This is a genomic window from Actinomyces succiniciruminis (assembly GCF_900002405.1).
Classification (GTDB): Bacteria; Actinomycetota; Actinomycetes; order Actinomycetales; family Actinomycetaceae; genus Actinomyces; species Actinomyces succiniciruminis.
Genome location: NZ_LK995535.1, coordinates 50,989 through 72,972, shown reverse-complemented (window position 1 = coordinate 72,972; position 21,984 = coordinate 50,989). Strand labels below are relative to the sequence as shown.

The window sequence follows — 21,984 nt, the reverse complement described above, 5'->3', positions numbered from 1 at the left end:
CAAGGCGGACCTTGGGGCCTGTGCCGATCTGCCAGGTGCTTACTAGCGCCGGTACCAATGATCGCCCCTACCCGTCCTGCCGGGCCCGCAAGTCCCGTCCCCCATCGGCAAGGAGTAGACGCGACCAGGCTCTGAAGGCCGAGATCGGGCGGGTGCATGAGAACAACTACTGCGTACTTGGGGCCCGCAAGATGCACGCCATGCTCAACCGGCCCGAGGCCTCCGCCCGGCACGGCCTGGGGCATGCGACGCCTGCTGCACCGTGGAGCGTCTGATGCGGGACATGGGCCTGCACGGCATCCGCCGCGCCAAATCGCCCAGGACGACCCGGTCGGCTCCTAAGGAGCAGTGCCCCGCGGACCTGGTCAAAAGACACTTCAGCGCGTTCAGGCCGAACGAGTTGTGGGTGGCGGACATTCCCCCACTACGTGGGAGGTACCCCCACCTACGTACGCACCCTGTCGGGCTGGGTGTATGTGGCTCTCGTCACCGACGTGTACTCGCGTCGGATCGTCGGCTGGCAGACGTCAACGAGCTTGTACACCGATCTGGCGCTGGGCGCCCTGAAGATGGGTATCTGGCAGCGCCAGCGCGAGGGCGCGGACCTGAAGGGGCTGATTCACCACTCCGACCGGGGGTCCAGTACCGGGCGATACGTTACGGGCAGGCCCTGTCCGACTGCGACGCTGTGGCCTCGGTGGGGTCGAAGGGTGATTCCTACGATAACGCTCTGGCCGAGGCCCTCAACTCGCTTGTGATGTCTCAGGACATCGGTGACAGTTCTGCCTCAGGACATCGGTGACAGTTGGTGTATCAGGACATCGGTGACAGCTCTGGGTCTTGTGGGGTGTGGTGGTCGGTGCTGGCTGGTGGGGTTGGGTGTGTGTGGGTGGAGACGTAGCGGGTGCCGGGTGCGGGCCAGGTGTACTGGGCGAGGACCTCGCCGTCGGTGGTGGTGATGATGATTGTGTCGGGGTTCCAGTCGATGATGGCCTGGCTGCCGGCGTGGGTCTTGGAGGCCAGGAACGTGATCGAGGCCAGGTTGACGGTCCCGTTGGCGCCGACGCGTACCTGCCGGGTCCCTGAGGGTGGGGTCTTGCGGCGCTGGGGTGGTCTGGCACCTCGTCTGCGGTGGCCCGAGGCGGCGTTAGCCGCGGGCGCGGGCAGACCGCCGACGGACACGGTCTCGTCGGGTGGGGCGGGTCTTGGCGGGGCGGCGACGGGGGTGGCGTCCCATGCCTGGGCTGGGGTGTGATACGCCCGGGCAGGCCCTGGTGTCCTCGCTCGGTGTTGTAGATGTGGTCGAAGGCGTCGACTTGGGCTTGTAGCTCTTCGATGGTGTGGGCCAGGGGCTGGGCGTCGAGGTAGCGGAACAGAGTCTGGTGGAAGCGCTCGTTCTTGCCCTGGGTGGTGGGCTTATAGGGCTTGGAGGTGATGGGTTCTACCCCCACGGTGCGCACGTGGCCCGTCCAGTTTGCCTTTGCGACCGCGTCGGGTGGGGTTCAGGGCCGTCCCGTTGTCGGTCAGCAGGCGCTGGGGTACCCCGTAGCGGGCGACGGCCCGGTCGAATACCGCGATAGCCGCCTGGCTGGTCTCGGCGGCGGCGACCAGGGACGCCACCGCCAGGCGGGAGTGGTCATCGATGAGCCGGGGATACGACGCACTTGTGTCCCCTGGCGAGGACGTACTCGGTGGCGCCCCGTCTGCCAGCAGGCGTTCGGGGCCGGATAGACAAACCGGCGCCATGCCGCCCGGGGCCTCTTCGTGGGCTCGGCTCGAGCCACGCCGGCGGCGTGGAAGATCCGGGCCAGGGACGCCGGCGAGGGCGCCTTGAGGCCCATGGCCTGCATCTTGTCGTGCACGCTGATCGGGCCGCAATCCAGGCCCGAGGACGCCAGAGCCGCCCGCACCCGCAGCGCCTGGGTGCGTTGATCAGCACTGATAGCCGACGGACTCCTACGCGGTCTCGTGGAGCCAGGCTCAAGAGCCGCGGCCTCGCCCTCGGTACGAGCTCGGGCGCGGATCGCATAGAAGGTCTTACGGGAGATGGACTGCTCGGCGCAGAAGGTGGTCACCGCGCCGCGCGGGGCGTCATCAGGCCACCGGGCGATCGCCAGACGCACACGCGGATCAACACCACTACTGTTGGATTTCCTGACTGAGCTCATGCGCCCAAAAGCACACCAGAACTGTCACCCCCAACAACCCCCGAACTGTCACCGATGTCCTGACACAGAACTGTCACCGATGTCCTGAGACATAACAGGCCCTCAACTCGCTCTATAAGGCGGAGCTGATCCGAAACCGGCACTACCTCGACGACCACGGCCCCTGGGAGGGCATCGAGGACGTTGAGTTCGCCACCGCCGAGTGGGTGCAACTGGTCGGGCACAGTCCGCCCTCACTCCGCCATCGACATGCACGCCCCCGTTCAGCACGAGCAGGCATACACCCCACCACCAGACACCACCGACACCGCCGACGCGCAGACGTCGGCGAGCAGACCACCCCCAACCAACCCCAGCCGGCAACCCCCGGCGCCAGATAAAACAGCCTCTACGAAACCCGGGGCTTGACAGAACTGTCACGATGTCCTGAGACGTAACAGTGTTATGTGCATCACCTTGTTGGTGACGTCTGGTACCTCCGGTGGGACTCGAACCCACAACACTCCGATTTTGAGTCGGATGCCTCTGCCAATTGGGCTACGGAGGCGTGCTCGCTCGCACGCGGGGCGGCGCGCGGGCCTCGCAACGTCGCCGAGCATACTAGGATTTAGCCGTGAGCAACGAGTCCGCTACTTCCCGAACCCGCAGAGTCCTTGTCGCCGAGGACGAGACCCTCATCCGCCTGGACATCGTCGAGACCCTGACCGATGCCGGCTACGAGGTCGTCGCCGAGGCCGCGAACGGGGAGGAGGCGATTCGCCTCGCCGACGAGTACGAGCCCGACCTGTGCGTCATGGACGTGAAGATGCCCGTGCTGGACGGCATCACGGCTGCCGAGCGCATCATCGACGCGCACGGCTGCGCCGTCGTGATGCTGACGGCCTTCTCACAGACCGAGCTGGTCGAGCGGGCCGGTGCGGCCGGTGCCATGGCCTACGTGGTCAAGCCCTTCACCCCGGCCGAACTGATCCCCGCCATTGAGATCGCCATGTCCCGCCACGACGAGATCCGCTCCCTGGAGGCGGAGATCTCCGATCTGCAGGAGCGCTTCGAGACCCGCAAGCGCGTGGATCGCGCCAAGGGCCTGCTCATGGAGCAGATGGGGCTGAGCGAACCGGAGGCCTTCCGCTGGCTGCAGAAGACCTCCATGAACCGGCGCCTGACCATGCGTGAGGTCGCCGACGCGGTGATCGAGCAGATCGGCGGCGCCAAGGGCGCCAAGAAGGAGTCCTGAACGCGGCCACGGACGGCCGCCGGCGTCCGGGCGGGGATACGGCCCGGACGGTTCAGGCGCCGTCGACCTCCACATACAGGCAGCGCAGAGTGCCGTGCGCAACGATGCGTCCGCTCTCGTCGCTGACCTCCACCCGGTAAACGGCGGTGCGCCGACCGCGGTGCAGGGGGGTGGCCACCGCCGTCACCCAGCCGCGTCGCGCCGGCCGCAGGTGGCTGACCTGCAGGTCGGTGCCCACCGGGGCCGTGCCGGTGGGCGCGCTCTCCCGCGCCGCCACGGAGGCGGCCGTCTCTATCAGCGCGGCGCTGGCCCCGCCGTGCAGTACCCCGGTGACCTGCCGGGCGCCGTCCACCGGCATGCGCACCACGGTGTGCTCGGCCGAACGCTCCTGAAGCTCCATGTGCAGGGTCGACATGAGTGTGCCGGCCTGCGCGTCCGCCAGTCCGGAAGTTCCCAGCGCACTGGTGGCCGAAACCGCGGAGCCGGCCGGCCTGGGTACCGGGAAGGGGCGGACGGAAGCGGCGGGGAAGGCCACGGGCACGTCCGGGCCGCCGGATGCGGGTTCCTTTTCGCTCATGCCCTTAGGCTGTCACGGTGAGCACCATCGAGACCAGCCCCGCCGCCCCGGACGCCGGAACGCTCCTCCTCATCGACGGGCACTCCATGGCCTTCCGCGCCTTCTACGCCCTGCCGGTCGAGAACTTCACCACCACCACCGGCCAGTCCACCAACGCGGTGTACGGCTTCGTGTCCATGTTCCTGTCCCTGCTGGAGCAGGAGCAGCCCACTCACGTAGCGGTTGCCTTCGACCTGCCCGGCGGCACCTTCCGCACCCGCGAGTACGCCGAGTACAAGAGCACCCGCGATGAGACCCCGCCCGCCTTCGCCGGACAGGTGGAACTGCTGCAGGACGTGCTGAACGCCATGGGCGTCCCCACCGTTACCTCCCCCGGATACGAGGCGGACGACATCCTGGCCACCCTGGCCGCGCAGGGGCAGCACGAGGGCATGGAGGTGCTGGTGTGCTCCGGGGACCGCGACTCCTTCCAGACGGTCACCGAGCACTGCACCGTGCTGTACCCGATCAAGGGCGTGTCCACACTGCGGCGCATGACCCCCGCCGAGGTGGAGGAACGCTACGGCGTCACCCCCGAGCGCTACCCGCACCTGGCCGCGCTGGTAGGCGAGACCTCCGACAACCTGCCGGGCGTTCCCGGAGTTGGCCCCAAGACCGCCGCCAAGTGGATCCGCCTGTATGACGGACTCGAGGGGGTCATCGCCAACGCCGACCAGATCAAGGGCAAGGCCGGCCAGTCCCTGCGCGACCACCTCGACGACGTGCTGCGCAACCGCCGCCTGAACCATCTGCTCACCGACCTGGACCTGGGACTCGACCCCGCCGTCGACCTCAAGCTCACCGGCGCCAACCGGGAGGAACTCGCCCGCATCATGGACGCTTTGGAGTTCCGCAACCTCCAGCAGCGCTCCGAGCGAGTCCTGCCCTTCGCCGACGCCGCCGATCGGCCCGGTGACCCCGACTCGCCCGCCGCCCGCCTGGAGGATCTGCGCATCGCCGCCGTCGGGCATGACGTCGAGCCGGGCGACGTTGCCGCTTGGCTGGAGAAGAACCTGCCCTCGGGCGAGGGCGGCTCGCTCGGGCTGGACGTGGTCGGCACCCTGCACCCCGGCCGGGGGGACGCGACCATGGTCGCCGTCTCCGACGGCGTCGTCGCCCTGGTCGCGGACCTGTCCCTGCTCGACCCCACCGATGAACGGACCCTCTTCTCCCTGCTCACCGACGCCGACCGCCCCAAGGTTGTGGCCGACGCCAAGGGCTCCTGGCACGCCCTGCACGCACGCGGCATCGACCTGGACGGGGTGGTGGCCGACCCGTCGCTCGCCGGCTACCTGTGCCGCCCCGAACAGCGCTCCTACGATGTCGGCTCGCTGGCGCAACGGTGGCTCGGCATCGACCTGGAGGCGCTGGCCGCCGCGCCCGACGACCAGCCGCAGACCGCCTTCGACCTGGACTCCCTGGCCGGCGACGCCCCGGCGGCCGCGGCGCTGGCCGCCGCGCGCCGCGCCGCCGTGCTGCTGCCCCTGCAGCGGGCCCTGGAGGAGCAGATGCGCCGGCGCGGCGTGCTGGAACTGTTCACCGACCTGGAGATGCCGGTGGCCGCCACCCTGACGCAAATGGAGGACGCCGGCATCGCCGTCGACGACGACGTCCTGGCCGCGCGCGAGACCGAACTGGACGCCCGCGTCACCCACGCCGCCGAGGGCGCCTTCGCCGCCGCCGGGCACGAACTCAACCTCTCCAGCCCCAAACAGCTGCAGACGGTGCTCTTCGACGAACTGAAGATGCCCAAGACCCGCCGCACCAAGACCGGCTACACCACCGACGCCGACGCGCTGGCCTCCCTGTACGCCAAGACCAGTCACCCGTTCCTGGAGCACCTGCTCGAGCACCGCGACGCCATCAAGCTGCGCCAGACCGTGGAGGGGCTGCGCAAGGCCATCCTCCCCGACGGTCGCATCCACACCACCTTCCAGCAGACCATCGCCGCCACCGGCCGGCTGTCCTCCACCGACCCGAACCTGCAGAACATCCCCGCCCGCACCGAGGAGGGCATGCGCATCCGCGAGGCCTTCACCGTCGGGGCCGGCTACGAGTGCCTGCTGACGGCCGACTACTCCCAGATCGAAATGCGCATCATGGCGCACCTGTCCGGCGACGCCGCCCTGATCGAGGCATTCCGCTCCGGGGAGGACCTGCACCGCTACGTCGCAGCCATGGTGCACGGCATCGGCGTCGACGAGGTCACCCCCCAGCAGCGCAGCCACGTCAAGGCCATGAGCTACGGGCTGGCCTATGGGCTGTCCACCTTCGGGCTGGCCCGGCAGCTGGGTGTGGACACCGCCGAGGCGGCCGCGTTGCGGGAGGCGTACTTCGCCCGCTTCGGCCGCGTGCGCGACTACCTGGAGCACGTGGTCGAGCAGGCGCGCCGCGACGGATGGACCGAAACCATGTTCGGTCGCCGCCGCTACCTGCCGGACCTGAACAGCGACAATCGGCAGCGCCGGGAGATGGCCGAGCGCGCCGCCCTGAACGCCCCCATCCAGGGCAGCGCCGCCGACATCGTTAAGCAGGCCATGGTTGACGTCGCCGAGAGCCTGGTCGCCGCCGGCCTGCGCTCGCGCATTCTGCTGCAGATCCATGACGAGCTGCTGCTGGAGGTCGCTCCCGGGGAGGCCGACGCCGTCGAGGAGCTGGTGCGCACGCGCATGAGCGGGGCGGCCACACTGTCCGTGCCCCTGGACGTGTCCGTGGGACGCGGCGCCACCTGGCGTGACGCCGCCCACTGATCCTTCGTCGTGGGCGTGTTTCAGGAGTACGGCGTGAGGTATTCCACGCAAATGCGGGCACGGTTTGTGACCCGCCTACAAGTCACGGATTGGGAACGTGCTGGTATGGTCTGACGCGCACGCCCCTGGGCGCCGTTCGCGGCACCCAACCGTGGTGCGGTGCCGGTCCGGGCCGGCCCGTGCGGCGGGGGACGTGTGGAATCTACTGACCCGACCCTTCTGTCCATATTCGGAGCAACCACTCAATGACCACAACCACGCCCAGCCCCGCCCCGGTCGCCGTCAACGACATCGGCTCGACCGAGGAGATCCTCGCCGCCGTCGACGAGACCATCAAGTACTTCGATGACGGCGACATCGTCGAGGGCACCGTTGTCAAGGTGGACCGCGATGAGGTCCTGCTTGACATCGGCTACAAGACCGAGGGCGTCATCCTCGCTCGCGAACTGTCGATCAAGCACGATGTCGACCCCGAGGAGATTGTCTCCGTCGGCGACGAGATCGAGGCCCTGGTTCTCCAGAAGGAGGACAAGGAGGGCCGCCTGCTGCTGAGCAAGAAGCGCGCCCAGTACGAGCGCGCCTGGGGCACCATCGAACGCATCAAGGAGGAGGACGGCGTCGTGTCCGGCACCGTCATCGAGGTCGTCAAGGGCGGCCTCATCCTCGACGTCGGCCTGCGCGGCTTCCTGCCCGCCTCCCTGGTGGAGATGCGTCGCGTGCGCGATCTGCAGCCCTACGTTGGCCGCGAGCTCGAGGCCAAGATCATCGAGCTGGACAAGAACCGCAACAACGTGGTCCTGTCCCGCCGCGCCTGGCTGGAGCAGACCCAGTCCGAGGTTCGCACCAACTTCCTGCAGACCCTGCAGAAGGGCCAGGTGCGCACCGGCGTGGTCTCCTCCATCGTCAACTTCGGCGCCTTCGTGGACCTGGGCGGCGTGGACGGCCTCGTCCACGTCTCCGAGCTGTCCTGGAAGCACATCGACCACCCGTCCGAGGTCGTCGAGGTGGGCCAGGAGGTCACCGTCGAGGTGCTCGACGTCGACTTCGACCGCGAGCGCGTCTCCCTGTCGCTGAAGGCGACCCAGGAGGACCCGTGGCAGGCCTTCGCCCGCACGCACGCCATCGGCCAGGTCGTGCCCGGCAAGGTCACCAAGCTCGTCCCCTTCGGCGCGTTCGTGCGCGTCGAGGACGGCATCGAGGGCCTGGTGCACATCTCCGAGCTGGCTCAGCGCCACGTGGAGGTGCCCGAGCAGGTCGTCAAGGTCGGCGACGAGGTCTTCGTCAAGGTCATCGACATCGACCTGGACCGCCGCCGCATCTCCCTGTCGCTCAAGCAGGCCAACGACGGCGTCGACCCGAACTCCGACGACTTCGACCCGTCGCTGTACGGTATGGCCGCCGAGTACGACGAGAACGGCAACTACAAGTACCCCGAGGGCTTCGACCCGGAGACCAACGAGTGGCTCGAGGGCTACGAGGCGCAGCGCGAGGCCTGGGAGGCCGAGTACGCGGCCGCGCAGGCCCGGTGGGAGGCCCACAAGGCCCAGGTTGCGCGCGCCCTGGAGGAGGACCAGGAGGACGGCAGCGCCGCCCCCGCGGACGCCACCTCCTTCTCCTCGGCTCAGCCCGAGGCCACCGGCACGCTGGCCTCCGACGAGGCGCTCGCCGCGCTGCGTGAGAAGCTGACCGGTAACTGACCTCGGCCGCACAGGCGGCACTCGTCTCGGCCCTCGCGCCCGATGAGCAACCACGATTGGGGCCCGTCCACCACCCGGTGGGCGGGCCCCAATCGCGTGTGGACCGGTTCGGTGTGTGGCGCGTTTGGACCGCTTTTCTCTGTTTGGATTACTTCCCTCTGTTTGGACCGCTGATAACCTGGCACTGCCCGGGACGACCCGGAGCCCATGGGTAACACTCGGGGACGGCCCCACGGAAGGGGCATACATGTCCTGGCTGATTTTGATCGGTTCCGGCCTGTTCGAGGCCGTCTGGGCAACCGCGCTGAGCCGTTCTGAGGGGCTCACACGCCTGGTGCCGACGCTCGTCTTCTTCGCCGCCTGCTTTACCTCCATGGGTGGGCTCGCATACGCGCTGCGTGAGATTCCCGTCGGTACCGGCTACGCGGTGTGGACCGCGGTGGGGGCCGCCACGACCGCGGTGTGGGCCATGGCCACCGGCGCCGAACCGGTGTCCCTGGTACGGATATTGCTGCTCACGGGGCTGGTAGCGTGTGTGGCCGGCTTGAAACTGACCGAGGGCTAGGCGGGCATGATGGTGCCATGACTAACGCCTCGCACGCCGCCCACCGCCCGCGCCGCCTGCCCGCGCACAGCCCCGAAGGCCGCGCCCTGTACGTCGGGCTCACCGGTGGCATCGGCGCGGGCAAGTCGGAGGTCGCCCGGCTGCTGGCCGAGCACGGCGCAGTGGTTGTGGACGCCGACGCCGTCTCACGGGAAGTGGTCGCGCCCGGCACCCAGGGGCTGGCCGAGATCGCCGCCGAATTCGGCCGACAGCTTCTGGCCTCCGACGGCGCCCTGGACCGGGCCGCGCTGGGGCGGATCGTCTTTGCAGACCCGGTGCGGCGCGCCCGGCTGGAGGAGATTCTGCTGCCACGCATCGCCGAGCAGGCGTGGGCTCGGTTGGAAGCGGTCCCTGCCGGGCAGGTGGCCGTCTACGACGTGCCCCTCCTGGTGGAGGAGCAGATGCAGGACCTGTTCGACGTCGTCGTCGTGGTGGAGGCCGAGCTGGAGACCCGGCTGGCTCGACTCATGCAGCGCGGCCTGAGCCGTGAGCAGGCCCTGGCCCGGATCGCGGTCCAGGCCTCCGACGCCGAGCGCCGCGCCGTCGCCGACGTCGTACTGTCGAACTCCGGCACCCGGGGGCAGCTGGCCGACGCGGTCGATGCGTTGTGGATCGGTCGGCTTGCGCCCGCAGCGGACTAGCGGCCCGTAGTGCCCCGCGCCCTCACGGTCATGTTCTGCGCCGCGTAGCCTTGGGCCATGCGTCCTGTCACCGACCTGCAGCGCGCCCAGAAGCGCTTCGAGGTCATCAGCCCATACACCCCGTCGGGCGACCAGCCCACCGCCATCGCCGAGCTCACCGAGCGGCTGAACGCGGGGGAGAAGGACATCGTGCTGCTGGGTGCCACCGGCACCGGCAAGTCGGCCACCACGGCGTGGCTGGTGGAGCAGGTGCAGCGCCCCACCCTCATCCTGGAGCCCAACAAGACCCTCGCCGCCCAGATGGCCGCCGAGTTCCGCGAACTGCTGCCGAACAATGCGGTGGAGTACTTCGTCTCCTACTACGACTACTACCAGCCGGAGGCCTACGTCCCCCAGACGGACACCTTCATCGAGAAGGACTCCTCCATCAACGACGAGGTTGAGCGGCTGCGGCACTCCGCCACCAACTCCCTGCTCACCCGCCGGGACGTGGTGGTGGTCTCCTCCGTGTCCTGCATCTACGGCCTGGGCACCCCCCAGGAGTACGTCGACCGCATGACGCCCCTGCGCGTGGGGGAGCAGATTGACCGCGACGAGCTGCTGCGCCGCTTCGTCACCATGCAGTACACGCGCAACGACATCGACTTCACCCGCGGTACCTTCCGCGTGCGCGGGGACACGGTGGAGATCATCCCCATGTATGAGGAGCTGGCCATCAGAGTCGAGTTCTTCGGCGACGAGATCGACGCCCTGGCCACTCTGCACCCGGTCACCGGCGAGGTCATTGACCGGGTGGACGAGGTCTACGTGTTCCCTGCCTCCCACTACGTGGCCGGGCCCGAACGCATGGAGCGGGCCATCGCCGGCATCGAGGAGGAACTGGCCGACCGCCTGGCGGTGCTGGAGCGCGACGGCAAGCTGCTGGAGGCGCAGCGCCTGCGCATGCGCACCACCTATGACCTGGAGATGCTCCGCCAGATCGGCACCTGCTCCGGCGTGGAGAACTACTCGATGCACATCGACGGCCGCTCCCCGGGCACGCCCCCCAACACGCTGCTGGACTACTTCCCCGAGGACTTCCTGCTGGTGATCGACGAGTCCCACGTGACCGTCCCCCAGATCGGCGCCATGCACGAGGGCGACGCCTCGCGTAAGCGCACCCTGGTGGAGCACGGCTTCCGGCTGCCCTCCGCCCTGGACAACCGGCCCCTGACCTTCGCCGAGTTCGAGGACCGGGTCGGGCAGACCGTCTACCTGTCCGCCACCCCCGGCCCGTATGAACTCCAGCGCGCCGACGGCGTGGTGGAGCAGATCATCCGCCCCACCGGGCTGGTGGACCCCAAGATCGTGGTCAAGCCCACCGAGGGGCAGATCGACGACCTGCTCGAGGAGGTGCGCCGTCGCGTCGAGAAGCACGAGCGCGTCCTGGTCACCACCCTGACCAAGCGCATGGCCGAGGACCTGACCACATACCTCGCCGACCGGGGCGTGCGCGTGGAGTACCTGCACTCCGACGTCGACACGCTGCGCCGCGTGGAGATCCTCCGCTCGCTGCGGCTGGGGGAGTTCGACGTGCTGGTCGGCATCAACCTGCTGCGCGAGGGCCTGGACCTGCCGGAGGTCTCCCTGGTGGCGATCCTCGACGCCGACAAGGAGGGCTTCCTGCGCTCCTCCACCTCCCTGATTCAGACGATCGGGCGGGCCGCCCGCAACGTCTCCGGTGAGGTGCACATGTACGCCGACCAGGTCACCCCCGCCATGACGGAGGCCATTGAGGAGACCGAGCGGCGCCGCACCAAGCAGCTGGCCTACAACGCCGAGCACGGCATCGACCCGCAGCCGCTGCGCAAGAAGATCGCCGACGTCACCGACATGCTCGCCCGCGAGGACGTGGACACCGCCGAGCTGCTGGCCGGCGGCTACCGCGGACACGAGGAGAAGCAGGTCGTCTCCCGCCGCAAGCAGGCGGCCGAGGCGACCGTGCGCGAGAAGCTCGCCGGGACGGCCCAGTCCGACCTGGCGGGGCTGATCCAGGAGCTGACCGACCAGATGCACGCCGCCGCGGAGGATCTGCACTTCGAGTTGGCCGCCCGCCTGCGCGACGAGATCCAGGATCTGAAGAAGGAGCTGCGGGACATGCGGGCCACCGCCTGATGCGGCGGTGCGTCCGCCGCGCCCGGGCGTGCTGCGCAGCGGGTCGCGGCGTCGTCGACGTCGGCAAACACACACCGTTTCCGGCCGCGCGGGGGTGGCGGGTCCGGCACCCCGCGGCGATAGACTCGGCCCATAAGCCCATACGGAGGGGAGTACTCCCAGCAACGGCGACGTCGTCATCACGGCGGACCGGACGGCAACCGCACCGCGGCAGCCCCGGCCCCCGGCGTCGCAGGCCAGCAGGCGCGGCACGCAGTCGCGCCCCTGGCGGGGGGAGACCTCCGGTACCAGCACCGTACCGGAGGTACATGCAGTGGATGTCCACGCCCTCGGCTGGCTCGCCCTGGCCGCCATCATCATCACGATGATCACGATCGACATCGTCGGTCACGTCCGCACCCCGCACGAGCCCACGCTCAAAGAGGCGGCCCAGTGGTCGATCGGCTATATCGCCATGGCCGTCGTCTTCGGCGGGATCGTCTGGGCGATTTGGGGCGGCACTTACGGCCAGGAGTACTTCGCCGGGTACATCACCGAGAAGGCGCTGAGCATCGACAACCTCTTCGTGTTCGTCATCATGATCTCCGCCTTCCGGGTGCCCCGGAAGTACCAGCAGGAGGTGCTGCTGGCCGGCATCATCATCTCCCTGGTGCTGCGCTTCGCCTTCATCATGGCCGGTGCCGCGCTGATTGAGAACTTCTCCTGGATCTTCTACCTGTTCGGCGCCTGGCTGCTGTGGACCGCCTTCTCCCAGGCCCGTGAGGGCCTGGAGGAGCCCGACGCGCACCAGGATGAGGAGTACCACCCCACCGGCTTTGTGCGCATGGTGGCGAAGGTCGTGCCCATGACCGACGGATTCGTCGGCGGCAAGCTCATTCACCGCCACGCCGGACGCACCATGATCACCCCCATGCTGCTGTGCGTGATCGCCATCGGCACCGCCGACGTCATGTTCGCCGTCGACTCCATTCCGGCGATCTACTCGCTGACCAAGGAGCCCTACCTGGTCTTCGCCGCGAACGCCTTCTCCCTGCTGGGCCTGCGGCAGCTGTACTTCCTGATCGACGGGCTGCTGGACCGGCTGATCTTCCTGCACTACGGACTGGCCGCCATCCTGGCCTTCATCGGCTTCAAGCTGGTCAACCACGCCCTGCACACCAACGAGGTGCCCTTCATCAACGGTGGCGAGCCCTGGGAGGTCGTCCCCGAGCCGGACATCGGCGCCTCGCTCGGCTTCATCGTGGTGGTCATCCTGATCACCGTGGCCGCCTCCGTGCTCGTCTCCCGGCACCGGGCCCGCCGGGCCGCACGGGAGGCCGCGGGCAGCAGCAACGCCATCGGCGAATCCGAGGGCGCCGTCACGGCACAGTCCGGTGCCTGAGCCGCGGACACGCTGAGAGCTTCTCAGGTATTTCCGGGCTGGAAAGTACATGCTGACCCCGTGAACCCGACATCCACCGCTACCGTGCCCGCAGAGGCCGCGGATACGACCGGGCTGACGAGCCGGGAGGTCGCCCAGCGCGTAGCGGCGGGGCAGACCAACGCCTACCGGGACACGACCTCGCGTTCGGCCGTCGCGATCCTGCGCGCCAATGTCTTCACGGTGTTCAACGCGATCCTGGGCACGGCCCTGGTGCTGATCCTCCTGTTCGGCTCCTGGAAGGACGCCCTGTTCGGCTTCGTGCTGCTGCTGAACACGGCCACCGGCACCATTGCGGAGGTGCGCGCCAAGCGGGCCCTGGACCGCCTGTCGGTGCTGGATGCCCCCCGCGCGCATGTTCTGCGTGACGGCGTCGAGCAGGACGTGGAGGTGGCGGAGGTGGTGCTCGACGACGTGCTGCGGCTGCGCAGCGGCGAGCAGGTGCCCGCGGACGCCATTGTACTGGCCAGTGACAACCTGGAGCTGGACGAGTCCATTCTCACCGGCGAGTCCGCCTCCGTCCGTCCCGGTCCGGGGGACCGGGTCATGTCCGGTACCACCGTCACCGCCGGCACGGCTCTGGTGCGGACGACGGCGGTCGGCGCCGACGCCTACGCCCACCGGCTGGCCCGGGAGGCGCGCCGCTACTCGGTGGTCACCTCCGAACTGCAGGAGGGCACCAACCGGGTGCTGCGCTGGATCTCCTGGGTGATCGTGCCCGTCGCCCTGCTGCTGTTCTGGTCGCAGTTGCGGCAGAACGGCGGCGTGGCGCAGGCGCTCACCTCCGGGCAGTGGCAGGCGGCACTGGTGGCGGGCATCGCGGGCGTGGTCGGCATGGTGCCGCAGGGACTGGTGCTGCTCACCTCCGTCAACTTCGCCACGGCCTCCCTGGCCCTGGCCCGCCGCAACGTGCTGGTGCAGGAGCTGCCCGCGGTCGAGGTACTGGCCCGCGTGGACACCCTGTGCCTGGACAAGACCGGCACCATCACCACCGGATCCATCCGCCTGGAGGAGGTCACCGCCCCCGACGGCGGCGCCCCGGGCCGGGGGGTCCTGGAGGCCCTGGCCGCCCTCAGCGACGGCGAGGATCCCAACGCCACCGCCGTCGCCATTGCCCGCGGCCTGGCCGAGGAGCGGTACCTGGGGGAGCGGGCCGCCGCGGCCCGAGCCCGCACGGTGGAGGCGGCCGTACCCTTCTCCTCACGGCGCAAGTGGTCGGCGGTCCGCTACGACGCCGTCACCTGGGTGCTCGGCGCCCCCGAGATCATCCTGGCTTCCGCCCCGGGGGCCGACGTCGTGCTGGCGCGGGCGCGTGAGCGCGCCGCCGACGGCGCCCGGGTGGTGGCGCTGGCGCGCGCGAGCGAGCCCTGCGGCGAGGACGCCGAGGACCACCTGCTGCCCGGCGGACTGGAGCCGGCGGCGCTGGCGGTGCTGGCCGAGGAGATCCGCCCCGACGCCGCCCGGACCCTCGACTACTTCCGGCAGCAGGGCGTGGAGGTGAAGGTGATCTCCGGGGACAACCCGGACACCGTGGCCGCCGTCGCCCGTCGGGCGGGCGTAACCGGCCCGGACGGCGGGGCGCCGGTCGCCGTCGACGCCCGCACCCTGTCGCAGGAGCCGGACCCGGACGGCCCGGAGGCCGAGCGCCTGGCCGACGCCCTGGAGGGTGCGAGCGTGCTGGGGCGGGTGACTCCCGAGCAGAAGCGCGCCTTCGTGCGGGCGCTCAAGTCGCGGGGCCGGGTGGTGGCCATGACCGGCGACGGCGTCAACGACGCCCTGGCTCTGAAAGACGCCGACCTGGGCATCGCCATGGGCAACGGGGCGCCCGCCACCAAGGCGGTCGCCCGCCTGGTGCTGCTGAAGGGGGAGTTCTCCGCCCTGCCGGGCGTGGTGGCGCAGGGGCGGCGGGTCATGGCCAACACCGAGCGCATCGCCTCCCTGTTCCTGGCCAAGACGGTCTACGCCTCGCTGATCGCCGTGGTGGTGTCCCTGACCGCCATCGCCTACCCGTTCCTGCCGCGGCAGCTGACCATCGTGTCGTCCCTGACCATCGGCATCCCCGCCTTCATCCTCGCGCTGGCGCCCAACTCCCGCCGCTACCGGGCGGGCTTCCTGGGGCGGGTGCTGACCCTGGCGGTGCCGGCCGGGCTGGTGGCCGGCTGCGCCACGCTGGCGGCCCGCACCTGGCTGGTGGCCTCCGGGGCGGAGCAGGCGCAGGTGACTACCGGCGCCACCCTGGTGCTGGTCTGCGCCGGACTGTGGCTGCTCACCTTGACGGCCCGGCCGCTGCTGGGCTGGCGGCTCGGCCTGGTGGCGGCGATGGCCGGGATCGCGGTGCTGGGTGTGTTCGTGCCCGCGGTGCGTGACTTCTTCCTGCTGGCCTGGCCCGCGGCGGGCACCTGGTGGGTCGTGCTGATCGTGTCCGCTGCCGCCGTGGCCGGCATTGAGGCGGTGTACCTGGCGCGCCCGCGCCTGGTCGCGTACCTGCAGGCCCGGGGCCTGGTGAATTATTCGTGCAGGGACGCGAATGAGTGATCGAAGAAACGGTTACACCAGGGTATGGGCGATTCTTTCATTGCGTGCGGCCCTGATTCTGATGGCTGAGTAATAGGGTTCACGCTCGTATGCTTGTAAGTGGTCGGCCGTATACTCTTGCCGGAGAAGAATGTGCAGATTGCCGCTAGAAACGGCGACCTATGTCGCCTATTGCCAGGCGTCACCAAAGAGGGCTTCTGCGATACGGAGGTTCTCGGCTGCATTCTTTCTGACGTTGCCGGATGTGAGATTTGGGCCGTTGAGTTTTGTTGCTCGAACGGTCATGAGAATCGCATATACAGCGACCACGCAGTAGTAATGGTAGGCGTAGTCGCGAAGGACTGCGTTCTGTTTAAGAAAAGCGGGCGTGCTGTTTGCGTGAGTGCGGTCGTTCCGCATTCCGTACAAAAACAGCAGTAATATAACGCTGCTGAGGTTACCGGGAATTGGTTTATCTGCCGTGGGCGTACTAAGCTTCCCTTGAAGCATGGTATTGGCGAGAAACATGCCGAGCTGTCGCCGTATCTCGGTTTTACTGATGGCTTTTGTTGACAGTTCTTGTTCCATTCGAGTGAGCTCTTTTTGAATATCGGAGATTAGGGCTTTCCGCTTTGGGTCCTTTTGCCAGGTAAAGAGCTTGCCATTGTCCCAGGATCCTGTTGGGGCTTCCGCCTTGGGCTCCATGATGCGTCGCATGAGTTTTACTTTCGCTAATCCGGGCGTCGATTTCCATAGTAGTTGACTTGTTTCTGTCGGGAGTGTGTCTGCGAGTTTGTTTAGTTCGACGACCATGTTAGGGTCGTTAGTGTTATTGTCGTCGTGGATACCTGCTTCTAGCGCCTTCCACATTGAATCAAACGCGAGATCAGGCCGAGTGGGGAGTAGATCAAATGCGTCGATTATGTATGCAACCTGAAGGTTTGGAAACTCTGTCAGAGTATCGCAGGACAGTTGAAGTGGCCTGAAGATGGAAGTATTAGAGTTTGTTATTATTCTTTGAAATTCGATTTCGTGCTTGAATAGGTCTCTGTTCTCACCTATGCCACTTGTGCCTAGTGAGTTAAGGAGGCTGATTCTAGCTTCGGGTGTCGCGGTTCGGTCTATTGAGTTGTTCATGTCAGGGTCCTTTGAGTTGGTTTTGTGTAATGCGTTATGTTAAGACTTATGCTAGTCGACCAATAACAGGATTGTACTCGCGTGCGATGCGCTCGGCTATGAAGCCCGCCTGGTTGAAGGGGTCCTCCTCCAGCAGGGCCAGGGCGCCAGCGGCGTCGTCGGCGCGCACCACGATGAGCGCATCGTGCGTGCCCACGTAGGGGCCGGCGGCGAGCAGCCGGTCCTGCTCGGCCAGCGCGGCGTTGAAGGCGCGGTGGGTGGGGCGGACCTCGGCCATGGCCTCGTCCTGGTCGGTGACGTAGTGGTACTCGACGGTGAAGATCTTGCTCATGCGGTCAGCCTAGCCATCGGGTCGCGGCCGTGGTGGGCGATCCGGTCTTGTCCGTGCCCGTGGGGGAGACCTATCGCGGTGATCTGTCGCAGTTCACGACCTTGGGGTACGTTTTACGACCACCCCGGGGTCGTAAAACGTACCCCAAGGTCGTAAAACGTCTGCCCGCCGCCCAGGAAGAGGCGGGAGCGGCGGCTCGGGAGCCTCCGCGGCGGTGCCGGGCGAGGGACCGTTGAGACGTGTACGGGCGGTCAGGGGCGCCGGCGGGCCGTTGACGCCGCGCCGGAGGGGTCTATGAGGGTGGTGGCGCTGGCGCCCGGCAAACGTGGGTCCACCGCTTCGCCTCACGCAGTCGAACGGGTGTACGAAAGCGGGGCCTTGGCCCTACACTCTGACCCCGTGAACGACTCCCTCATCATCCGTGGCGCCCGCGAGCACAACCTGCAGGGCATCGGCATCGACCTCCCGCGGGACAAGATGATCGTCTTCACCGGCCTGTCCGGCTCGGGCAAGTCCTCCCTCGCCTTCGACACGATCTTCGCCGAGGGGCAGCGCCGCTACGTGGAGTCGCTGTCCTCCTACGCCCGCCAGTTCCTCGGCCAGATGGACAAGCCCGACGTCGACTTCATCGAGGGGCTGTCCCCGGCGGTGTCCATCGACCAGAAGTCCACCTCCCGCAACCCCCGCTCCACGGTCGGCACCGTCACCGAGGTCTACGACTACCTGCGCCTGCTGTATGCGCGCGCCGGCATCCAGCACTGCCCCGTCTGCGACGCCGTCATCTCCTCCCAGACCCCTCAGCAGATCGTCGACCACATCCGCGAGATGGAGGACGGCACCCGCTTCCAGGTGCTCGCCCCCGTCATCCGCGGCCGCAAGGGCGAGTACACCGAACTGTTCACCGAGCTGCAGGGCCGCGGCTTCTCCCGCGTCCGCGTCGACGGCGCCACCCACCGCCTGGGGGAGGTGCCCGCCCTGAACAAGAAGCTCAAGCACAACATCGAGGTGGTCGTCGACCGGCTGGTGGTGCGCGAGGGCATCCGCCAGCGGCTGACCGACTCGGTGGAGACCGCCCTGGAGCTCGCCGACGGCCTGGTCATCATCGACCTGGTGGATCTGCCCGAGGACGACCCCGGCCGCACTCGCCGCTACTCCGAGAAGCGCGCCTGCCCCAACGAGCACCCGCTCCAACTGGACGAGATGGAGCCGCGCACCTTCTCCTTCAACGCCCCCTACGGCGCCTGCCCCGCCTGCACCGGCATCGGCAGCCGACTGGAGGTCGACCCCGAGCTCGTCGTCCCCGATGAGGAACTCACCCTGGCCGAGGGCGCAGTCGCCCCCTGGGCCAGCCACCAGAAGTACTTCACCCGCCAGCTCAAGGCGCTGGGCGAGGAACTGTCCTTCGACGTCGATACCCCTTGGCGCGCGCTGCCCGAGCGCGCCAAGGACGCGATCCTGCGCGGCAAGGACTTCGAGATCAAGGTCCGCTACCGCAACCGCTGGGGCCGGGAGCGCATCTACTCCACCGGCTTCGAGGGCGCCCTCAACTACGTCATGCGCAAGCACGACGAGACCGAGTCCGAATGGTCCAAGGAGCGCTACGAGGGGTACATGCGGGAGGTCCCCTGTCCCGTCTGCAACGGCACCCGGCTCAAGCCGGAGGTGCTGGCGGTGCGCGTGGGCGATAAGTCCATCGCCCAGCTGTGCGACCTGTCCATCAGCGAGTGCCGTGACTTCCTGGCCGGGCTGGAGCTGACCGGCCAGGCCGCGCAGATCGCCGGCAGCGTCCTCAGCGAGATCGCCGCCCGCCTGGGCTTCCTCGTCGACGTCGGCCTGGACTACCTGAGCCTGTCCCGCGGCGCCGCCACCCTGTCCGGGGGCGAGGCGCAGCGCATCCGCCTGGCCACCCAGATCGGCTCCGGGCTGGTCGGCGTCCTGTACGTGCTGGACGAGCCCAGCATCGGCCTGCACCAGCGGGACAACACCCGCCTCATCGACACCCTGGAGCGCCTGCGGGACCTGGGCAACACCCTGATCGTTGTGGAGCACGACGAGGAGACCATCCGCTCGGCCGACTACGTGGTGGACATCGGCCCCGGGGCGGGGGAGAAGGGCGGCCAGGTCGTCTACGCCGGCGAGGTCGCCGGCCTGCTTCAGGCCCGCGGCTCCGTCACCGGCGACTACCTGGCGGGCCGCCGCGCCATCGAGGTGCCCGCCAGCCGCCGCAAGCCCGTCAAGGGGAAGGCGGTCACCGTCGTCGGCGCCCGGGAGAACAACCTCAGGGACGTCACCGTCACCTTCCCGCTGGGCGTGTTCACGGCCGTCACCGGCGTGTCCGGCTCCGGGAAGTCCTCCCTGGTCAATTCGATCCTCTACCAGGTGCTCGCAAACCGGCTTAACCACGCCCGGGGCGTGCCCGGGCGGCACAAGACCGTGCGCGGCCTGGACAACCTGGACAAGGTCGTGCACGTGGACCAGTCGCCCATCGGCCGCACGCCGCGCTCCAACCCGGCCACCTACACGGGCGTGTGGGACCACATCCGCAAGATCTTCGCGCAGGTGCCGGAGTCGAAGATGCGCGGCTACGGCCCCGGTCGGTTCTCCTTCAACGTCAAGGGCGGACGCTGCGAGGCCTGCAAGGGCGACGGCACCCTCAAGATCGAGATGAACTTCCTGCCGGACGTGTACGTGCCCTGCGAGGTGTGCGGCGGCGCCCGCTACAACCGGGAGACGCTGGAGATCCGTTACAAGGACGCCACGGTCGCCGACGTCCTGGACATGACCATCAGCCAGGCCGCCGACTTCTTCGCCGCCACCCCCATCATCGCCCGCCACCTGAACACGCTGGTGGAGGTGGGACTCGGCTACGTGCGCCTGGGGCAGGCCGCCACCACCCTGTCCGGCGGTGAGGCCCAGCGCGTCAAGCTCGCCACCGAGCTGCAGCGCCGCTCCACCGGCCGCACCATCTACGTGCTGGACGAGCCCACCACCGGCCTGCACTTCGAGGACATCCGCAAGCTCCTGGCGGTACTGCAGGGACTGGTGGACAAGGGCAACTCCGTGGTGGTGATCGAGCACAACCTGGATGTCATCGCCAACGCCGACTGGATCATCGACATGGGCCCCGAGGGAGGCAAGAACGGCGGCACCGTGGTTGCCACCGGCACCCCCGAGCAGGTCGCCGAGGTCGAGGGCTCCTGGACCGGCCACTACCTCAAGGAGCTGCTCGAGCAGCGCCGGGCGGCGAGCTGACCGGCTCCGCCGCCGGGGCTGCGGACCGGTTCCGCTAGTCCCGGGCGGCGCGCTCCGGCCGGGGCCTAGGACCGTAGGGGGCGAGCGCCTCCCGCAGCCGTATCAGCAGCTCCCGCAGGCGCTCGGGCGTGCGCGCGCCCAGGCCGAGCACCACGCCCGGGCCGGCTGCCGCTCCCGGTGAGGCCCAGTACGCGGACATTCCGGCGACTCCCAAACCCGCGCGGTGACACGCGGCCACGGCGCCCGCCTCATCCGCCTGCGGCGCCAGCAGGACGACGGCGTGGAGCCCACCCTCCATGGGTACGCCCTCCGGGAACACCTCGGTGAACAGCGCCCGCCGCTGCCGCTCGATCCGACGCGCCCGGGCCACGTGCCGGCGCAGGCCGTCCTGGGCGAGGAAGCGGGTCATCGCGTCCTGCACGATCCCGGACACGGGCACGCACAGCGGGCGCATCCGCTCCAGCAGCGGCGCGGGCGCCACCAGGTAGCCCAGGCCGACGGCGGGGCTCAGGGTCTTCGCAAAGGAGCCGAGCATGATGACCCGCTCGCCGGGGTCCAGGGACAGCAGGGGTGCGGGCGCGCTGCGCAGCTCGGCGTCGTAGTCATCCTCAATGATCATCGCCTCTGCCCGGCGCGCCGCCCCCAACAGGGACAGGCGCTGCCCGGCGGGCATGCGCTCGCCCCACGGGAACTGGTGATTCGGCGTGACCAGCACCGCCTGCGCCCCGGCGGGAAGTGCCGGCGATGTGGGAGCCTCCCGGAAGGCGGCGGTGTCGACCGGGACCGTGCGCCAGCCCAGCGCCCGGGGAATGCCGGTGAGTGAGGGGTAGCCGGGCTCCTCGACCGCCAGCGTCCCCGTGCCTGAGGCGCTCCCGCGGCCGCCCAGCGCGGCCAGGGCCAGCCGCAGGCCATCGCGCGCCCCCGCCGTCACCAGAATGCGTTCCGGATCGACGTCGACCTGGCGGGTGCGCCGAATATGGGTGGCCAGGAGCTCGCGCAGCTCGGCGGAGCCGGAGGCGGGGTGCGGTCGCGGATCCGCGGCGGCGGCCCGCCAGGCGGAGCGCCACAGGCCGGTGGTGAGTACCCCGGTGACCGGTGCCCCCGGCCTCAGCTCGGTGGGTTGAGAGTCCGCAGGCGCGCCGGCGGGGCGTGCACGCCGTTGCGGCAACGGCCGGGGCAGCTCCGGGTTGACGCGGGTGCCACCGTGCGTGGCGGTGAGAAAGCCCTCGGCCACGAGCTGCTCGTAGGCGGTCACGACGCTCCCACGCGAAATGCCGAGCTCCCGTGCGAGCAGTCGGGTGGCGGGGAGCGGGTCCCCAGGTGCGAGCTCGCCGCGCGCCACGCGGCCGCGGATGTCCACCACGACCTGCTGGGGGAGTGGCTGCCCGTGGTCGATGATCACCCGACCGCCTCCCATACCTGTTGAACCGAGCGCGTCGGCTGCGCAAACCGCCGCCATCTCCGAC

Annotated in this window: 15 protein-coding genes, 1 tRNA gene and 1 pseudogene; 11 read left to right on the top strand and 6 right to left on the bottom strand. The window is 68.8% G+C overall.

Annotated elements, in window-relative coordinates; genetic code table 11:
* The first annotated feature begins 35 nt into the window (after nt 1-35).
* On the top strand, nt 36-275 hold the full coding sequence (locus BN1056_RS12155) for a hypothetical protein (protein WP_210581560.1): 240 nt from the start codon (nt 36-38) through the stop codon (nt 273-275).
* Nucleotides 276-428: 153 nt separating this feature from the next.
* A complete protein-coding gene (locus BN1056_RS15125; RefSeq protein WP_425306126.1) occupies nt 429-758 on the top strand; it encodes a DDE-type integrase/transposase/recombinase in 330 nt (109 codons plus the stop codon).
* A 55-nt stretch (nt 759-813) separates the two neighbouring features.
* Here the strand turns inward: BN1056_RS15125 and BN1056_RS12145 are convergent.
* A pseudogene (locus tag BN1056_RS12145) lies at nt 814-2,168 on the bottom strand (integrase core domain-containing protein).
* A 470-nt stretch (nt 2,169-2,638) separates the two neighbouring features.
* A tRNA-Leu gene (locus BN1056_RS12140) sits at nt 2,639-2,715 on the bottom strand.
* 66 nt (nt 2,716-2,781) lie between these two features.
* Between BN1056_RS12140 and BN1056_RS12135 the strand changes: the two genes are divergently transcribed.
* The gene (locus tag BN1056_RS12135; protein WP_073332465.1) at nt 2,782-3,402 is read left to right on the top strand and encodes an ANTAR domain-containing response regulator; all 621 of its coding nucleotides are present in this window, start codon (nt 2,782-2,784) and stop codon (nt 3,400-3,402) included.
* 52 nt (nt 3,403-3,454) lie between these two features.
* Here BN1056_RS12135 and BN1056_RS12130 read toward each other — a convergent pair whose 3' ends face one another.
* Complete coding sequence (locus BN1056_RS12130) at nt 3,455-3,979, bottom strand: PaaI family thioesterase (RefSeq protein WP_111820309.1); 525 nt, start codon at nt 3,977-3,979, stop codon at nt 3,455-3,457.
* Nucleotides 3,980-3,996: 17 nt separating this feature from the next.
* On the opposite strand from BN1056_RS12130, the gene polA reads away from it, so the two are divergent.
* From polA to BN1056_RS12095, 7 genes are all read left to right on the top strand, one after another.
* On the top strand, nt 3,997-6,768 hold the full coding sequence (gene polA, locus BN1056_RS12125) for a DNA polymerase I (protein ID WP_425306125.1): 2,772 nt from the start codon (nt 3,997-3,999) through the stop codon (nt 6,766-6,768).
* Nucleotides 6,769-7,013: 245 nt separating this feature from the next.
* Nucleotides 7,014-8,465, top strand: a complete 1,452-nt coding sequence (rpsA, locus tag BN1056_RS12120) for a 30S ribosomal protein S1 (RefSeq protein WP_073332457.1) — start codon at nt 7,014-7,016, stop codon at nt 8,463-8,465.
* Nucleotides 8,466-8,712: 247 nt separating this feature from the next.
* Nucleotides 8,713-9,030, top strand: coding sequence for a DMT family transporter (locus tag BN1056_RS12115; RefSeq protein WP_210581557.1), 318 nt, complete (start codon nt 8,713-8,715; stop codon nt 9,028-9,030).
* Between the two features lie 17 nt (nt 9,031-9,047).
* Entirely contained in the window at nt 9,048-9,710 is a 663-nt protein-coding gene (gene coaE / locus BN1056_RS12110) for a dephospho-CoA kinase (RefSeq protein WP_210581555.1), read from the top strand.
* A 57-nt stretch (nt 9,711-9,767) separates the two neighbouring features.
* Nucleotides 9,768-11,864, top strand: a complete 2,097-nt coding sequence (gene uvrB, locus BN1056_RS12105) for an excinuclease ABC subunit UvrB (protein WP_073332449.1) — start codon at nt 9,768-9,770, stop codon at nt 11,862-11,864.
* A 313-nt stretch (nt 11,865-12,177) separates the two neighbouring features.
* On the top strand, nt 12,178-13,245 hold the full coding sequence (locus tag BN1056_RS12100) for a TerC family protein (RefSeq protein ID WP_210581552.1): 1,068 nt from the start codon (nt 12,178-12,180) through the stop codon (nt 13,243-13,245).
* 60 nt (nt 13,246-13,305) lie between these two features.
* On the top strand, nt 13,306-15,819 hold the full coding sequence (locus BN1056_RS12095) for an HAD-IC family P-type ATPase (protein ID WP_210581550.1): 2,514 nt from the start codon (nt 13,306-13,308) through the stop codon (nt 15,817-15,819).
* Nucleotides 15,820-15,987: 168 nt separating this feature from the next.
* Here the strand turns inward: BN1056_RS12095 and BN1056_RS12090 are convergent, their stop codons facing one another.
* Nucleotides 15,988-16,935: a hypothetical protein gene (locus BN1056_RS12090; protein WP_210581548.1), complete on the bottom strand. Its 948-nt coding sequence runs from the start codon at nt 16,933-16,935 to the stop codon at nt 15,988-15,990.
* Nucleotides 16,936-16,981: 46 nt separating this feature from the next.
* Complete coding sequence (locus tag BN1056_RS12085) at nt 16,982-17,266, bottom strand: YciI family protein (RefSeq protein WP_210581546.1); 285 nt, start codon at nt 17,264-17,266, stop codon at nt 16,982-16,984.
* A gap of 399 nt (nt 17,267-17,665) precedes the next feature.
* On the opposite strand from BN1056_RS12085, the gene uvrA reads away from it, so the two are divergent.
* Complete coding sequence (gene uvrA, locus BN1056_RS12080; protein ID WP_210581543.1) at nt 17,666-20,518, top strand: excinuclease ABC subunit UvrA; 2,853 nt, start codon at nt 17,666-17,668, stop codon at nt 20,516-20,518.
* A gap of 34 nt (nt 20,519-20,552) precedes the next feature.
* On the opposite strand, the gene pdxR is transcribed toward uvrA, so the two are convergent.
* The gene (gene pdxR, locus BN1056_RS12075) at nt 20,553-21,920 is read right to left on the bottom strand and encodes a MocR-like pyridoxine biosynthesis transcription factor PdxR (RefSeq protein WP_244671693.1); all 1,368 of its coding nucleotides are present in this window, start codon (nt 21,918-21,920) and stop codon (nt 20,553-20,555) included.
* Between the last annotated feature and the right edge of the window lie 64 nt (nt 21,921-21,984).

What these genes read in the sequence shown, in the direction of transcription:
- BN1056_RS12130 (WP_111820309.1), bottom strand. Translation starts at nt 3,979, where the DNA reads ATGAGCGAAAAGGAACCCGCATCCGGCGGCCCGGACGTGCCCGTGGCC.
- rpsA (WP_073332457.1), top strand. Translation starts at nt 7,014, where the DNA reads ATGACCACAACCACGCCCAGCCCCGCCCCGGTCGCCGTCAACGACATC.
- BN1056_RS12115 (WP_210581557.1), top strand. Translation starts at nt 8,713, where the DNA reads ATGTCCTGGCTGATTTTGATCGGTTCCGGCCTGTTCGAGGCCGTCTGG.
- coaE (WP_210581555.1), top strand. Translation starts at nt 9,048, where the DNA reads ATGACTAACGCCTCGCACGCCGCCCACCGCCCGCGCCGCCTGCCCGCG.
- uvrB (WP_073332449.1), top strand. Translation starts at nt 9,768, where the DNA reads ATGCGTCCTGTCACCGACCTGCAGCGCGCCCAGAAGCGCTTCGAGGTC.
- BN1056_RS12090 (WP_210581548.1), bottom strand. Translation starts at nt 16,935, where the DNA reads ATGAACAACTCAATAGACCGAACCGCGACACCCGAAGCTAGAATCAGC.
- BN1056_RS12085 (WP_210581546.1), bottom strand. Translation starts at nt 17,266, where the DNA reads ATGAGCAAGATCTTCACCGTCGAGTACCACTACGTCACCGACCAGGAC.